A 15,443-nucleotide genomic window follows, 5' to 3' on the forward strand; every position below is an offset into this window, starting at 1 on the left:
CGATCATCTCCGGTCCGGGGTGAAGGTGCGGGGCAAGGTCGCCCAGCACTGGTCGTAGTCGGGTTGCAACTGGGCACTGTCCAGGGCCTGACGGCTGGGACGCAAGATCTGGGACGTCTCGAACATGAAGGCCATGGTGTGCGCCAGGTAGTGCGGTTGCAGCTCGACCGCGATCGCCCTGGCGCAGGTGTCGGCATCCGGCCCATGGGCGCTCATGCACGGGTGCAGCGAGGCGCCGCCAGGCAGGAAGCCCTCGGCCTTGGCGTCGTAGGCGCCCTGGATCAGCCCCATGAACTCGTTCATCAGGTTGCGGTGGAACCAGGGCGGCCGGAAGGTATTCTGCGCCACCATCCAGCGGGGCGGGAAGATCACGAAATCCAGGTTGGCCATGCCAGGTACGCTGCTGGGCGAGGTCAGCACGGTGAAGATCGACGGGTCAGGATGGTCGAAGCTCACCGTGCCCAGGGTATTGAAGCGGCGCAGGTCATAGGTATAGGGCACGTTGTTGCCGTGCCAGGCCACCACGTCCAGGGGCGAATGCTCCAGCTCGCAGGCCCAGAACGTGCCGAGGTACTTCTGCACCAGCTGGGTGGGCCGCTCGAGGTCTTCGTAGGCCGCCACGGGGGCCAGGAAATCGCGCGGGTTGGCCAGGCCGTTGCTGCCGATCGGCCCCAGGTCGGGCAGTCGCAGCGGTACGCCATGGTTCTCGGCGATGTAGCCACGCGCCTGGCCATCGAGCAGCTCGACACGAAACTTCAGGCCCCGGGGCAAGACCAGGATCTGCAAGGGTTCGACCTCCAGCACGCCCAGTTCGGTCACCACCCGCAGGCGCCCCTGCTCCGGCACCAGCAGCAGCTCGCCATCGGCGTCATAGCACACACGCTCCATGGAGCGGCTGGCGCAATAGAGGGAAACGCTGACGCCGGCTGGCTGATCGGCCGCCGTCGTGGCCGCCATCGGCAGCCACCCGTCGAGGAAGTCGGTCGGCGCGTCGGGCACAGGGTGAGGCCCCCACCGCAGACGATTCGGCGTGCCCGGCGGCAAGGCATCGGCGAAGGGTTGGTGGGCCAGGCGCTCGAAGCGTGGATGCAAGGCAGAGGGGCGGATGCGATACAGCCAACTGCGCCGCTGCTCGGTGCGCGGCAGGGTGAAGGCGGTGCCTGAGAGTTGCTCGGCGTAGAGCCCGTAGGGCGCTCGCTGAGGCGAGTTCTGCCCGATCGGCAACGCGCCGGGGAGCGCCTCGCTGGCGAACTCGTTGCCCCAGCCACTCTGGTAGCGAATGTCCGAAGACGCGCTGGCTGTCATCTGTACCTCCGTGCGCCGGAAAGCCCAGCTGCGGGTGGATGCTCGCACTGACGCGTGACGCATCGTACGAGTGCATTGTATTTATCGTAAACAGATTACGATAAACGTAATTTGCTCGGCACCGATCGTCAAGCTATAAAGGCGACCCCTGACTCGCTGGATGTTCTGCCCATGGCCCACGCCCATTCCGCTCCCGACACGGGCAAGCAAAAGGTCCGTTCCGCCGAGATCGGCACCGACATCCTCAAGGCCCTGGCCCAGCTGGCGCCTTCGACCTCGCTGTCGCGCCTGTCCGAACACGTCGGCATGCCCGCGAGCAAGGTCCACCGCTACCTCCAGGCGCTCATCGCCAGCGGTTTCGCCGAGCAGGAGGCGGCCACCAACCACTACGCGCTCGGCCGCGAAGCCCTGCGTGTCGGCCTGGCGGCGCTGGGCAGCATCAATGTGCTGAAAGTGGCAGCGCTGCCGCTGGCGCAGCTGCGCGACGACCTCAACGAGACCTGTTTCCTGGCCGTGTGGGGCAACCAGGGCGCGACGGTGGTCGGTATCGAACCGGCCGCGCGCGCAGTGACGCTGGTGACCCAGATCGGCTCGGTGCTGCCGTTGCTGTCGTCCTCGACCGGCCTGGTGTTCGCGGCCTACCTGCCCGGGCACCAGACGGCCAGCCTGCTCGACGATGCATTGGCGGCACTCGACGGCGATGCACGGCCGCTGGCCACCTTGCAGACGATTCGCGCGCGTGGCCTGCACCATGTGCATGGGTCGTTGCTGCCCGGGGTCGATGCATTGTCGGCGCCCATCTTCGATGCACGAGGGCAGATCGCTGCGGTCATGACCGTGGTCGGACCGGCGTCGACCTTCGATGCCGACGAACAGGGCCCGGCGGCTCGGCGTCTGCTCGCGGCAGCGCAGGCGACCAGTTGGCGAATGGGCTATCACGCCGAGGAAAGCGTAGGCGACTGAACGGCACGCGGAGAACGGCACCGACTGTTGCCCACCGTGCAACAGTGAATGTCAAAAGCAGTGGTATTTCCTTCAGGGTCAAGCGCTTATGCTGGCTCGACTGATTGGCAGGGGTGACAACTCCCCCTCTTCACCTCTGCCGGTGGGTACCTCGACGCGGATTTTGAAGCTCCTTGATCTGTCGTCTCGATTGGCCGCTGCCTGTGGACAGCGGCTTTTTTTATGGCCGGTCGGCCTTCAGGGACGGCCGCCTCAGCCCTTCAAGGCGTTGATGAAGTCGTCCAGCCAAGGCTCGGCATCGGTTTCCTGGTCGACCGTTTCGCTGGCATCCAGACGCAGCATGGGCACGACTTCCTGCACGCCAAGCTCGGCGTACAGCTCGCGCAGCTGCTCGCCGCCGCCACAGTAGGTATCGCCGTAGCTCGAGTCGCCCAGCGCGATGACGCCGCCCGGCAAGCCCCGCCATTGGCTTGGCAGCGTGTCACGCAAGCTGTCGTACAGCGGCATCAGGTCATCGGGCAACTCGCCCATGCCGGTGGTCGAAGTGATGGCCAGCAAGGCCTCGGGCGCGAACGCCTGGATGTCCGCGAGCGTGCCGCGCGGTGCGTGCCAGGTCTGGAAGCCTGCCTTGCCCAACAACGAAGCAGCGTGACGAGCGACGTCCTCGGCAGTGCCGTAGACCGTTCCTGAAATGATGGCGACTTTCATCGGGTGAAGATTCCGAACAGAGTGAAGCCGTAGGATACGCGTATTGGTCGATAGCAAAAGGCCAATGCATGAACGCGGTCTTCACATGTCATGGGCTATCATGTGCGGCATGCTGCCTGGATGCGCTGAGCGATCGCGCGCGACGGCAGTCGGCGCCCAGCCGATGAGGGGTGGGCAGCGTTCGAACGACCCGCGATGCACGGCCCCTCCGCGCGATCGCACCGACCTGATGAGCCTCTTCGAGTTCGACCATGTCAGACAACCTTCTCACCCAGGATGAACTGGATTTCATCCTGGACATGCAGCGACTTCCTCAGGTTGGCGCGGCCGATCCAGGGCCAGGCCTGCGCGTGGACGGCGATCGACGGGTCCAGGAGCTGCTCACCCGTCTGGTCGGCCATGACCAGGTCACCTTGCAGGCGCACGTCAACAACCAGCAGATCAGTTTCCCGTTGCACCTGGTGGAAGACGAATTCCACACCCTGCACCTGCAGTTGGGCATGCCCGACATCTACGAGGACGGGCCCCTGTTGCGGCCCTGGCGCCTGACGCTGGAGACGCCGGTCGCCTTGCTCGACGACCGTGATCGTGCCAGTCGACTGTGGGTCCGCGACATCTCGTTCAAAGGGGTGCTGCTGGAGGCGCAGGGCATGGCCAGAACGCCCACGCGCTTCAACATGCGCTTCGCGCCACCAGGCGAGCTGCCGATTCGCCTGCGCGGCCTCAAGCGTCGGCAGATCGACAGTCGCCTGGCCGCCTACGACCTGAGTGAAAGCGCCGAGGACGAGATCGAGCGTTTGCGCGATTACATTCTCCAGGCGCACCGCCGCGTGCATCCGGATGTGCATGACCCGCTGCTGGAGTGAGGCTTGAGCGCCACGCTGCGGCGGCCTTGAAAGCAACCGGACCTGCCTGCCCCGGCCTGCGCGCGGGCCTGCACTTCGGTTATGCTCGACGACCTTCACACGGAACAGACAGCGTTGACCACCCAGCACATGAACAGCCCCATTCTCGTCACCGGCGCCAGTCAGCGCGTCGGGCTGGCCCTGGCACTCGCGCTGGCCAAGGCCGGCCATACTGTGATCGGCACCAGCCGCCGCATCGGCACCGAGGCCGCACACCCGAACATCATCCCGTTCCAGGCCGACCTGTGCGTGCCGGCCGAGCGCCAGACGCTGATCGACCATCTGCGCAACGACTACCCTGGCCTGCGCGCGATCGTGCACAACGCCTCGCTCTGGCTGGACGATGGCCTGGATAACCTGCAGACCATGTTCCAATTGCACGTCGAGGCGCCCTATCACCTCAACCTGGCGCTGGGTGAACAGCTGGGAAAGGTCGAGAAGGCCGACATCATCCATGTGTGCGACGAGACGTCGTCACGCGGCAGCAAGAGCCACATTGGCTATGCCGCGACCAAGGCCGCGCTGCAGAACATGGTGCTGTCGTTCGCCGAGAAGTATGCCCCCACCGTGCGGGTCAACGGGATCCTGCCGGGTCTGCTGATCTTCAAGGAAGACGGCGACCAGGCCTACCGTGAGCACGCCTTGAAAAAAGCCCTGCTGGAGTTCGAGCCAGGCGCCGGCCCCTTGGTCGATGCCGTGATGTTCCTGCTCGAAAGCCGCTACAGCACCGGAAGCCAGGTGGTCATCAACGGTGGCCGCCATCTGAAGAACCGAATCGCCTAGGAGTCGCCATGACACCCCAACAACAGCTCGAACTCGAGGCCGCCGCGTTCCGTCGCCTGGTCGAACACCTGCGCAGTCGCACCGACGTGCAGAACATCGACCTGATGAGCCTGTCGGGCTTCTGCCGCAACTGCCTGTCGAAATGGTACAAGGCCGCCGCCGACGAACGGCAGCTCGACCTGAGCCTGGACGATGCCCGCGAAGCGGTGTACGGCATGCCCTATGCCGAATGGAAAGACCGTTACCAGACCGACGCCAGCCCTGCCCAACAGGCGGCCTTCGAACAAGGAAAACCCCGTGACTGACCTGGCCACCCTGCGCGAGCGCCTGACCACCGGCGAGCACGCCTTCGCCGATACGCTGGCGTTCATCGCCGAACACTACCGCTACACGCCGCAAGCGTTCGACAACGGCGACGTGCACAACGCCGCTGGGCAGAACGAGGGCTCCTGCAAGACCCTGGGCCTGGCCGTGCTCGAGGGCCTGAGCGACCAGGAAGCCTTGCTGGCGTTCGGCGAGCATTACCGCAGCGTGCAGGCCACGCCGGACGGTAGCGACCATGCCAACATCCGGGCGCTGATCGCCTACGGTCTGGCTGGCGTCACCTTCACCGAACAGCCGCTGCAACGCCTGGCCTGACACGAGGCTCGCAGACCCTGGCCTGGCGCACGTCCAGGCCAGGATCGCTTCACGCCGTGGCCGCGGCGCGCACGAGCGGCCGGCATAGCTGCTCCAGGCGCGAGCCTTGGTAGGTGGTTTCGCGGAAGAAGCGCCAGTGCCCGAACAGCCCGTACACATGGGTGATCCGTCCCATTTCGACATAGCCCATGCGCATGTGCAGACGCATGGCCGGCACGTTGTGGCTTTCGACCACATCGATCGTCGTGGTGCAGCCCTTCTCGCGCATGCATTCCCACATGGTCAACTGCGCGGTCTGCGACAGGCGCGTGCCGTAGTAACGGCGGATCAGCTCTCCGCTGTGGGCGAAATACTGCCCTGGCGCGACCTTGAACGTGCAGCCGTAGTAGTGCTTGTCGTAGTAATCGTCCGTGGTCGACCACATCACGCCCACCACATCGCCGGCTTCGTCTACCCACATGTGACCGACATGACCTTGTTCGGCAAACTCGCGCATGACGCCTACACGGTCACCGAAGTGGCGTTCGAACCGGTGGACGTTCTCAGGTGTGATGTCGAGGCGGGTGAGCGGTGGATGCTCACGCAGTTTGAACCGCTCGATCGGCATGCTCAGGTCACGCTCGGTCCAGATCAGTTCCCAGTGAAAGAACACGTACCGTTCGAAGGCCGTCTTCAGTGAACGCTTCAGGCCTTTCTGCCTGAGCTTTTGCAGCAGTGCACCCGCTCCCATGTATATCCCCTAGCTGATTGAATCGACTTCCCCAGGAAGCGGTATAGGCCAGAAGTGGGCGGATTGCGCGCGCGAAGCGTGAAATAATTTGTATCAAATAGTTTCAGACCGAAAGAAAACCCGCACGCTTTGAAAGCCGTGCGGGTTCGAAGTGAAGCTTACAGCGAGATGCAGTCGAACGGTACGTCGGTCGCCACGTCCTGGTCGTAGTCGACATCGGTGCGCTCGAAACCGAACAGGTTCAGGAACTCACGCTTGTAACCCGCGTAGTCGGTCAGCTCGAACAGGTTCTCGGTGGTCACCTGCGGCCACAGGGCCTTGCAGGCATTCTGCACGTCATCACGCAGTTCCCAGTCGTCCAGGCGCAGGCGGCCTTTCTCGTCGACCTCGCCTGGCTGACCGTCGGTGCGGTACAGGCGGTCGCGGAACATGCGGTTGAGCTGGTCGCCGGTACCTTCGTGGATGCCCTGCTCCTTCATCACCTTGAAGACCATCGACAGGTACAGCGGCATGACCGGAATGGCCGAACTGGCCTGGGTCACCACCGACTTGAGCACCGCCACGTTGGCGCCGCCGCCGATGTCGGCAGACAGCTTGGCGTCCAGGCGCTGGGCGGTGTCGTCCAGGTCCTGCTTGGCCTTGCCCAGGGCGCCGTGCCAGTAGATCGGCCAGGTGATCTCGGTGCCGATGTAGCTGAACGCCACGGTACGGGCCTGCTCGGCCAGCACACCGGCCTCGGCCAGGGCGTCGATCCACAGCTGCCAGTCCTGACCGCCCATGACGGTGACGGTGTCCTGGATTTCCTGCTCGGAGGCCGGCTCGATCGCGGCCTCGATGATGGTGTCCTTGTTGGTGTCGATGGCGGTCGACGTGTATGGCTCGCCGATCGGCTTGAGGGCCGAGCGCACCAGCTCGCCGGTCTTCGGCAGCTTGCGCACGGGTGAGGCCAGCGAGTAGATCACCAGGTCGACCTTGCCACCCATGTCGCTCTTGATCAGTTCGATGACCTTGGCGCGGGCTTCGTCGGAGAAGGCATCGCCATTGATCGACTTGCTGTACAGGCCTTCGGCCTTGGCGAACTTGTCAAAGGCAGCGGCGTTGTACCAGCCGGCGGTGCCAGGCTTGGTCTCGGTGCCAGGCTTTTCGAAGAACACGCCCAAGGTGTCGGCCTTGAAGCCGAAGGCCGCGGTGATGCGCGCGGCCAGGCCGTAGCCGCTGGAGGCGCCGATCACCAGGACCTTATTCGGCCCGTCTTCACGAACGCCCAGTGCGCGGGTTGCCTCGATCTGGTCACGAACGTTGAGTTCGCAACCTTTCGGATGGGTCGTGGTGCAGATGAAACCGCGGACTTTGGGGTGGATAATGGCCAACGTCTGTACCTCTTCGGGTGTTTAGTCTGTGAACGACCCCTCGCTGGGCGCGTTCGCGTGATCAGAGGGTGAGACTACCCCTGCTCCGTAGCCGACACATATTAAGGGGAGATCGACGGGTTTCAAGGCCGACGTCGGTCGGACGCCAGGCGGTGTCCCAGGCGCAGAGCGCTTGCTGCATTAGAAACGCTCACGATCAAAGCGAATCAAATGAGATGTTCTCAGGCGCCAGTGCGCGGCAGACTGCACGCATCTGACTGGAGACCTCGACACATGGCCGTTGCACACACCCTGGGATCCCCGCGCATCGGGCGCGACCGTGAACTGAAGCGCGCCCAGGAGGCCTTTCGCCAAGGCACGCTCGACGAGGCCGGCCTGCGTGCCGTGGGCCGAGCGTTGCGTGCCGCGCATTGGCAGGCGCAGAAAGAGGCCGGCATCGACCTGGTGCCGGTGGGCGACTTCGCCTGGCACGACCAAGTCCTGACCCATTCCCTGACCTTCGGCGTCATCCCCGCGCACGCTCGCCCCCAGGGCGATGCCACGCCGACGTTGCACACGTTGTTCGCCATGGCCCACGACGAGGCGGCTGATACCGTCGAGTGCGGGGGTGGACCGGCTCAGGAGATGACCACGTGGTTCGACACCGACTACCTTTACCGGGCGCCGGTCTTCAGCGTCGACCAGAGCTTCCAGCTGAGCTGGACGCAACTGTTCGAAGAAGTCGACGAAGCCCAGGCCCTGGGCCACACCGTCAAGCCGGTAATCCTAGGCCCGCTGACCTACCTCTGGCTGGGCAAGGCCCAGGACGAGGCGTTCGACAGGCTGGACCTGGTCGAGCGCCTGCTGCCGCTGTACGATCAGATCTTCCATCGTCTGGCCGACCAGGGCGTGGAATGGGTGCAGATCGACGAGCCGATCCTGGCCCTGGATCTGCCCCAGGCCTGGAAGAACGCCTACGAGCGCGTCTACAACCTGCTCCAGCGCGCGCCATTGAAGAAGCTGATCACCACCTACTTCGGGGGTCTGCAGGACAACCTCGGGCTCGCCGCCAACCTGCCGGTCGAAGGCCTGCACATCGACTTGGTGTGCGCGCCGGAGCAGTATCCGACCCTGCTCGACCGCCTGCCGACCTACAAGACCCTGTCGCTGGGCGTGGTCGATGGTCGTGACCCGCAAGGTGGCAATCTGGACAAGGCCGCCGAGGTGCTGCGCCATGCGGCCGAACGGCTGGGCGATCGACTGTGGGTAGCGCCGTCGTGCGCCTTGCTGCACGGCCCCGTGGATCTCGTGTCCGAGCCGGGACGGAATGACGAACCGAAGGCATGGCTGGCCTTGGCGGTACGCAAGTGCCAGGAAGTGGTGTCGTTGGCCAGGGCCGTCAACGACCCTGGGACGCTCGCCGCCGCAGCACCTGACCTGGCGAAAGCGAGCTGACACACCGGGGTCCTGTACACGACGCCGGGGCTCGTCGTGCGCAGGGCCAGGCTCACGCGGCGTGCTGGGTGCCTTTGAAGTCTTTCTTGTACTGTTCCATCTGCTGACCCAGGGTCTCCAGCTCAGCATCGGAGAACAACTCGCGCGCCTTGGGGAACATCTCGCTTTCCTCTTCCTCGATGTGGTGCTCGAGTAGCTCCTTCATCACCTTGGCGCGCCCGGAAAACTCCACGGTGCCGGTGTCGGTCTTCATCAGGTCCGGCAGCACCAGCGCGTCGACGGTACGGTGCTCTTCCTTGGCCTCGTAGTACATCGTCGCTTCTTCTTTCTTGCCCGCCTTCTTGAACGCCGGATAGAGGATTTCCTCTTCCAGTTGCGTGTGCAGCTGCAGCTCGTAGTTCAGCTTGCCCAACAACTCGGCACGCTTCTTCACGGCGCGTTCGGTGGTCGAGGTCAGGTCGTCCAGCAGCTTTTTCACGGTCTTGTGATCGTTGGTCAGCAGTTCGATGGCGTTCATGGAAAACCTCATCAGGGCCAGGGTTCGGTTCACGGTGTCGCCCAAGGTTGAGTCGAGCGAGCGTGCTGGGTTCAAACCGGTCGATCACTGGAGCAGGGGGGTCGCATCCGTCGAATACCCGCCGTAAAAAAGCCCGCAGAGCGGGCCAAAGAGCACACGCAATACGGGCGTCAACGCGGATCGGGCTGACCGTCGAACTCGGCGTTGTCGGTTTCTTCGTCCGTCGGCCGTGGGTCGAGCGGCGTGTCGTCGCCGTCGATGGGCCGGTGGTCGTCATCGTCGGGCAACTGTTCCACGCCTGCATCGCGGGAGGGATGAACGTCGACGCGGCCTGGGCTCAGCGGGTCGTTCGAACCGGGCAAGGGGTCCACGGGCGGCAGACCTTGCTCATCTGGCGAGGGCATGGCAGTTCTCCTCTTGGGTGGCAACGCCTATGCTGGTTCGAGGCGCACCTGAGCCGCCGAGTTCGATCCGCGCGCGACCGCCCGTCAGTGCGCCTTCATATCGATGCCCGCATGCCGATACCCATAGCGAAGAAGCATTGCCATCTGGATGAACCATGGAAGTGACGTATTGCCCGCTGCCGGAGCATGAAGACGCACGGCTGAACATGCTCAGGGACCTGGAGGCCGAAGCGCGCAGCAAGGAAGACCCGGTCCTGGCCAAGCTCGTGGCGATGACCGCTTCCGTGCTCGAGGTGCCGATCGCCTTCATTTCCATCGTCGAGAGCGAGCGCCAGATCTTTCGCGCCCAGATCGGCCTGGCGGTCGAGTCGGCGCCCCGTGACGAGGCGATCTGCGCCTATACCATTCTCGAACCGTGCCTGCTCGAAGTGCTCGACACCTGGCAGGACGCGCGCTTCGCCACCAATCCCTTGATGGTCGACGACCCGGGGCTGCGCTACTACGCCGGCTTCCCGATCCTGTCCAGCGAAGGGCTGGGGCTGGGCAGCCTGTGCGTGGCCGACACGCAGCCGCGCGGGGCCATGAACGAAAAGCAGGCGGCGTTTCTCCAACACATGGCCGAACTGGTGATGATCCGCTTGAGCAACCTGCGCGCGGCCTCGTACATCGACCCGCCTACCGGGCTGTACAACCGCTCAAAGCTCGAACAGGACATTGTGCTGTCGATGCGTGCGCAGCGGGCCACGCAGCTGGTGGCCATCGATGTGATTTCGCCCAGGGCGCTGAACGATGTGGTCAAGGCGTTCGGCTATACCTTCGCCAGCAACATGATGCTGGCCATCCGCGACCGCTTCCTGACCTTGCTGCCCCCGCGACACGCGCTGTACAAGGTCAGCCCTACCCGCTTCGGCCTGTTGCTGAAAGAGCCTTGCGACGGACCGGCGCTCTACCAGTTGATCCTCGACCGCTTCAGCCAGCCACTGGTGAACGACGGCATTCCCTTGCACATGAACATCGGCATCGGCGTCCTGCCCATTGGCCGAGACACGCCCTTCGACCAGGACCACGTGCGTTTGGTGGTCGGCGCCTCCGACAACGCACGCGCCAAGCGCCTGGGCTGGACGCTCTACCAGTCCGAGATCGACGCCGCGCAACAACGGGCCCTGAACCTGGTGAGCGCCTTGTCGGTCGCCGTCCACTCGGACGACCAGTTCCGTCTCGACTATCAGCCCAAGGTGTCGTTGCGCGATGGCCACTGCACCGGTGTCGAAGCCTTGCTGCGCTGGACGCACCCGATGCTGGGCGTGATTTCGCCTGCCGAGTTCATCCCTCTGGCGGAAAAGACCGCGCTCATCGAAACCCTCAGTTGTCTCGTGGCCCGGGCCGCCATCGAACAGGCCAGCGCCTGGCACCGGCAAGGCCTGAGCATGCCGATCGCCATCAACCTAGCGGCGTCGGACCTGGAGAACACCCGCCTGGCTGATCTGATCATCGGTCTGCTGGACGAGCAGGCTCTGCCCCGTGGCTCATTTTCGATCGAACTCACCGAAAGCTCGCTGATGCGTTCGCCCGAGGTGGTGTGCTCGCAGCTGCAACGGCTGCGCCAGGCCGGCGTACGCATCGCCATCGACGACTTCGGTTCGGGTTACAGCAACTGGATCTACTTGCGGGACCTGCCTGCCGAAGTCATCAAGATCGACCGCACGCTGGTGCACACTCTCGCCACCGAGGAAAAGGACCAGCGCCTGGTCAAGACGATCATCAACCTGGCCCGCAAGACCGGGTACAAGGTGGTGGTCGAAGGCATCGAGACCGATATCGAACGCGTGCTGCTGGCCGAATGGGGCTGTGACGAAGGACAGGGCTTCCTGTTCGCCCGGCCCATGCACGCGGATCGGGTGGTGCAGTGGCTCGAGGCACACGAGCGCGACGTTCGGGCGAAGGCGCAGGTGTAAAGAGGCGCGGCGCTGCAGGTGTGCGCTTATTGTTGAAACAACAAGCGCTGACGCCCATGAACAACAAAGCGTTTAACTTATGGAATTTTGTTGTAGGAATTCTTCTACTTTTCCTACGATCTTGTAGTCCCCTTCCCAAATATCGGCTTTTTACATTTAAGCGGTTGCAGCGTGCGCGCAGCCTTACTTACGCTTGGCCTGTCGCCGCCTTTACATGACTGCTACTTAAACCCTTCAGGTTGAATGCGGCGACTTCGTTTAACTGCCGTACATGCGATCACGTTTCCGTTAACAACGACCCTCTTCCAAGTTCGGAACGTGCGCGCCTGCACGTGAATAAACCTGACATCGGTTTATCGAGTATCGATCGCCCTCGAGAGAGAGCGGCTTGGCTGCTTATTACCTGAACGACTGACATTGCGCAGGAGCGACGCATGATCCCAGGGATATGGATTCTCGACTGGCTGGCGCTGGAGGCCAAGATCGAACACCTGTTCGACGTTCATGCCCCGACCAATCCTGATCCGTACTCACCCACGTTCAGCGCGCACGGCTCACCCCACCGTGCGAGTCTTCATCTGCTCCGGCGCAGAATCAGGAGCGTCCGTCATGCCTGCGACCTGGCCGAACGCGAAGCGGCCCACCAGTTGCTCAAGCGCTTCGCCGATCTCGATATCCACGACATCCTCGACGACCTGATCGAGGTCTTGGCCGAGATGGCCATGATCGTCGTCGGCAGCACGGTGACCGGCGCCGTGATCGGCGGGGGCGTAGGGTTTTTCGCGGCTGGCATCGGCGCCGTGCCGGGCGCGGCGAGCGGCGCGCTGATCGGCGCCCAGGCGGGTGGCTGGCTGCTCAGCCTCCTTGGCCTGGCCTCGGTCGCCGAGTTTTTCATGGACGGGCTCCCGGCCATCATCGAGGGGTATGTGCGCGGCATCGCCACGGCGTGGCGCGGCCCTCGCGAACTGCCCAACGACCCACTGAACACCTTCTACGACGATCCCACGGCGGCCCAGCAAGGCGCTTGGGACATTGCACGGTCCCACGAAGCCGTGGTGGTTCTGCTGCTCGGTGCGATCGTCGCCTACCTGACACGAGGTGGCGGTTCGGCGAGGGTGCTTGCCCAGGACATGCAGCGCAGCGCACGGGGCAGCAGGATCGCGCAGTGGATGCTCAAGCATGAAGACAAGCTCAAGCGCCACCCTGACCTGAAGGCCACCGAGCCACGACGGGTCGAAGGCGGTCAGGGAAACGCGTCGCCTTCGCCCCCTAAACCGGATGGCCGCCACGAAGGGCCAGGCAAGGGCAAATCGACTACCATGCCTGTGCATGAGGTGGAGTGTTTCAGGGCGGATCGATTGCCAGCGTCGAAGGGTGATGAGTTTGTGCGGCAGTTGAAGGGGCAGGAAGGGGGGTTGAACCGGCTGACGGTTGAGGAGTATTTGAAGAACATTGCTGATCCTAAAAAACGGGATCCATACCTTGCGAAACAAAAACGTATATTACTAGGAGAGGAAATCCATTCTCGGTTACTAGAGGAATACTCGGCCATAATGAGCCGTGACGAAGCCAAAGCGCTTGCTAGACAACATACGAAGGAAACCATGTCATCATTGGCAGCGCTTCACAATCCCGATTTGATTGCAGGAGGGAAAGATATCATCGCAGACTTCGGCGATCGACAAGTCAACTCGAGCATTGGCGCTCAATGGAAACGAAAAATTGACCCAATCAAAACCGCTGCCGAGAAAATTCCTCAGCATGCGCGAAAAACGACACTCTTAAATGTCAAGCTCTACAAGTGCTAGCCAAAAGGAGAAACAGAGTGGATGAAGTCATCAAGCTTTTCTTTGACGAAATGGGCACCCCGATCGCTCAAAAAGCTGTACCCATATCAAGTATCGTACGTTACAGTAAAATATTGCCAGAGCGCTTGCTCAATTATTGGCATGATTATGGCTGGAGCGGCCATGCAGACGGAATTTTTTGGATCGTAGATCCTCAGCAGTATGAAGGCGTCGTTAGCATGTGGCTCAAAGACACAGAACTCGAGACGCGAGACACTTACCATGTCATCGCACGTACCGCATTCGGAAAGCTCTATCTATGGGGCGAAAAGACGGGACAGTCCCTGACTATTGAAAGTTGTTATTCACTTTGTGCCTATAAAAAGCGAGGAACGACTGCAGAAGACTTGGATAGGCAATGTGAGAGCTTCTTCATTTCTGCCAGCTTCGAATTCAGCGATTTTCTAGATCTCTTCGTCCCTGCCAAAAGAAAACTCGGCGTCCTGCAAAGTGACGAAATGTATGGTTTCGTACCAGCGCTGATGATTGGTGGAAGCGAAGATTTGAAAAATCTAGAAAAGCTCAAGATTATAGAACACTTGACGTTTCTGGCTCAGCTCGCCCCACTGGAGCCTTTCAAACTTGCAGACCTTTATCCTTGAGTGCTCAGTTTAATAAAAAATAAACCCGCCGAGCATATTCTCGTTGCAGAGAAGTTATTAGACCCAGATCAGAAGAAATATGCTCAGCCACGAGAAGCCCTACAAAAGCTAGAGCGCTGGCAAAGAAACGCATTCAAGAAACCCTGTCGCCGCTGGCGGCGCTGTATAACTCTGCTCTAAACGCAGAAGGCAAGGATGTCATTGCAGACTTTGGCGATAGGCAAGTTAACTCAAGCATTGGCCCACAGCGGAATGGGAAAATCAACGGCATCTGGACGACCGCTGAGAGGATCCATCCGGCCGCACGAAAGCATACATTCTTAAATGTGAGACTTATATGGATGAGGCGATCAACCTTTTTATAGAAGAAATGGGCAACCCAACGTCACACACCCCAGTGCCATCAACGGCTATTGAACATTACAGAGATAGATTACCCGAGCGCCTATTGAGCTACTGGAAGGATTATGGTTGGAGCGCTCATGCAGGCGGTATTTTTTGGATAGTCAACCCAGCGGAATATGAGGGTGTCGTACGCTCGTGGCTTGAGGGAACAGTTTTCGAAGCAAGGGATATCTATCATGTGATCGCACGCACTGCATTCGGGTGCTTGTATCTGTGGGGGGAAAAAACCGGTTACTCGCTGGATATCCACACCTCTTTGTCTCGCTACTCCGCCCATGAACTGGGCACGACCGAAGATTCCTTGAACAGGCAAAGTCAGGTTCTTTTCATGCACCCCAGCATCGAAAGTAGCGACTTTCTAGGCCTTTTCAGCCGCGCGCGAAAAAAACTCGGCCCTCTGAAGAGTGACGAAATGTATGGTTTCGTTCCTGCGCTCATGCTGGGCGGCAGTGAGGCGTTAGAGAATCTGGAGAAAGTGAACATCATCGAGCACCTCACTTTCTTGTCACAACTGTCGCCTTTGGAGCCCTTTACGCTTTCCGATCTGTATTAATGCGTTTGCTCGACGGTTGCCCATGCTTGTCGCCAAACACATCAAGGCGCACTGCAGCAGCCACCGGCGCGTTACCTCGTAGACCACTTGACCCAGACTTACCTTTTCGTAAGCGCTCCATAAACCCCACCGAACTCAATATGGGTGGCGAGCTCAGCTAGGCGATGCGGGTGAGCAGTTCCACGGCAGCAAGGCTTGGCGGCCTCAGGTTCCAAGTGCAACAGTCAGTTGATAATGTTGAGCCGATTGGTTGCCAGCAGTTGCAGATGATCCGTCAACACTTCAACAGGGAATTTCCAGCCCAATGTCTGACGAGGTCGGGT

General features: G+C 61.7%; 16 protein-coding genes and 1 pseudogene. 11 read left to right on the plus strand and 6 right to left on the minus strand.

Features of this window, described 5'->3' with window-relative positions:
• Positions 1–3: 3 nt before the first annotated feature.
• Positions 4–1,305: a homogentisate 1,2-dioxygenase gene (gene hmgA / locus G7007_RS17350; RefSeq protein ID WP_181103619.1), complete on the minus strand. Its 1,302-nt coding sequence runs from the start codon at positions 1,303–1,305 to the stop codon at positions 4–6.
• A gap of 171 nt (positions 1,306–1,476) precedes the next feature.
• Here hmgA and G7007_RS17355 point away from each other — a divergent pair, with 171 nt between their 5' ends.
• The gene (locus G7007_RS17355; protein ID WP_181103620.1) at positions 1,477–2,268 is read left to right on the plus strand and encodes an IclR family transcriptional regulator; all 792 of its coding nucleotides are present in this window, start codon (positions 1,477–1,479) and stop codon (positions 2,266–2,268) included.
• 252 nt (positions 2,269–2,520) lie between these two features.
• Here the strand turns inward: G7007_RS17355 and G7007_RS17360 are convergent, their stop codons facing one another.
• On the minus strand, positions 2,521–2,976 hold the full coding sequence (locus tag G7007_RS17360) for a flavodoxin (RefSeq protein WP_181103621.1): 456 nt from the start codon (positions 2,974–2,976) through the stop codon (positions 2,521–2,523).
• Between the two features lie 251 nt (positions 2,977–3,227).
• Here G7007_RS17360 and G7007_RS17365 point away from each other — a divergent pair, with 251 nt between their 5' ends.
• The 4 genes from G7007_RS17365 (at position 3,228) to G7007_RS17380 (ending at position 5,303) form a co-directional block, all read left to right on the plus strand.
• Positions 3,228–3,842 carry a hypothetical protein gene (locus G7007_RS17365; RefSeq protein WP_181103622.1) on the plus strand — a complete coding sequence of 205 codons (615 nt, stop codon included), beginning with the start codon at positions 3,228–3,230 and terminating at the stop codon, positions 3,840–3,842.
• 129 nt (positions 3,843–3,971) lie between these two features.
• On the plus strand, positions 3,972–4,664 hold the full coding sequence (gene folM, locus G7007_RS17370) for a dihydromonapterin reductase (RefSeq protein ID WP_181103641.1): 693 nt from the start codon (positions 3,972–3,974) through the stop codon (positions 4,662–4,664).
• A gap of 8 nt (positions 4,665–4,672) precedes the next feature.
• Positions 4,673–4,969: a DUF1244 domain-containing protein gene (locus G7007_RS17375; protein WP_181103623.1), complete on the plus strand. Its 297-nt coding sequence runs from the start codon at positions 4,673–4,675 to the stop codon at positions 4,967–4,969.
• Positions 4,962–5,303 (plus strand): HopJ type III effector protein, encoded by a 342-nt coding sequence (locus G7007_RS17380; RefSeq protein ID WP_181103625.1) that lies wholly within the window; start codon positions 4,962–4,964, stop codon positions 5,301–5,303. Before G7007_RS17375 ends, G7007_RS17380 begins: the two co-directional genes overlap by 8 nt.
• Before the next feature lie 49 nt (positions 5,304–5,352).
• Here the strand turns inward: G7007_RS17380 and G7007_RS17385 are convergent, their stop codons facing one another.
• Both G7007_RS17385 and fabV read right to left on the minus strand, forming a co-directional pair.
• Positions 5,353–6,033 (minus strand): N-acetyltransferase, encoded by a 681-nt coding sequence (locus G7007_RS17385; RefSeq protein WP_181103627.1) that lies wholly within the window; start codon positions 6,031–6,033, stop codon positions 5,353–5,355.
• 158 nt (positions 6,034–6,191) lie between these two features.
• Positions 6,192–7,403: an enoyl-ACP reductase FabV gene (gene fabV / locus G7007_RS17390; RefSeq protein ID WP_181103629.1), complete on the minus strand. Its 1,212-nt coding sequence runs from the start codon at positions 7,401–7,403 to the stop codon at positions 6,192–6,194.
• A gap of 273 nt (positions 7,404–7,676) precedes the next feature.
• Here fabV and G7007_RS17395 point away from each other — a divergent pair.
• Positions 7,677–8,792, plus strand: a pseudogene (locus G7007_RS17395) (5-methyltetrahydropteroyltriglutamate--homocysteine S-methyltransferase); the annotation flags it as partial.
• Between the two features lie 97 nt (positions 8,793–8,889).
• On the opposite strand, the gene G7007_RS17400 reads toward G7007_RS17395, so the two are convergent.
• Together G7007_RS17400 and G7007_RS17405 are read right to left on the minus strand one after the other, a co-directional pair.
• Positions 8,890–9,354, minus strand: a complete 465-nt coding sequence (locus G7007_RS17400; RefSeq protein ID WP_181103632.1) for a hemerythrin domain-containing protein — start codon at positions 9,352–9,354, stop codon at positions 8,890–8,892.
• 170 nt (positions 9,355–9,524) lie between these two features.
• Positions 9,525–9,758: a hypothetical protein gene (locus G7007_RS17405; RefSeq protein WP_181103634.1), complete on the minus strand. Its 234-nt coding sequence runs from the start codon at positions 9,756–9,758 to the stop codon at positions 9,525–9,527.
• A gap of 155 nt (positions 9,759–9,913) precedes the next feature.
• On the opposite strand from G7007_RS17405, the gene G7007_RS17410 reads away from it, so the two are divergent.
• The 5 genes from G7007_RS17410 (at position 9,914) to G7007_RS17430 (ending at position 15,120) form a co-directional block, all read left to right on the plus strand.
• Positions 9,914–11,713, plus strand: a complete 1,800-nt coding sequence (locus G7007_RS17410; protein WP_258198607.1) for a putative bifunctional diguanylate cyclase/phosphodiesterase — start codon at positions 9,914–9,916, stop codon at positions 11,711–11,713.
• A 434-nt stretch (positions 11,714–12,147) separates the two neighbouring features.
• Positions 12,148–13,521 (plus strand): DUF6861 domain-containing protein, encoded by a 1,374-nt coding sequence (locus G7007_RS17415; protein ID WP_181103636.1) that lies wholly within the window; start codon positions 12,148–12,150, stop codon positions 13,519–13,521.
• Positions 13,522–13,538: 17 nt separating this feature from the next.
• Positions 13,539–14,162 (plus strand): GAD-like domain-containing protein, encoded by a 624-nt coding sequence (locus G7007_RS17420; protein ID WP_181103637.1) that lies wholly within the window; start codon positions 13,539–13,541, stop codon positions 14,160–14,162.
• A 116-nt stretch (positions 14,163–14,278) separates the two neighbouring features.
• A complete protein-coding gene (locus tag G7007_RS17425) occupies positions 14,279–14,527 on the plus strand; it encodes a polymorphic toxin type 15 domain-containing protein (RefSeq protein WP_219859144.1) in 249 nt (82 codons plus the stop codon).
• A complete protein-coding gene (locus G7007_RS17430) occupies positions 14,500–15,120 on the plus strand; it encodes a GAD-like domain-containing protein (protein WP_181103638.1) in 621 nt (206 codons plus the stop codon). Before G7007_RS17425 ends, G7007_RS17430 begins: the two co-directional genes overlap by 28 nt.
• The last annotated feature ends 323 nt before the right edge of the window (positions 15,121–15,443 follow it).

Origin of the sequence: Pseudomonas entomophila, assembly GCF_013523125.1 — a bacterium.
GTDB lineage: Bacteria > Pseudomonadota > Gammaproteobacteria > Pseudomonadales > Pseudomonadaceae > Aquipseudomonas > Aquipseudomonas entomophila_B.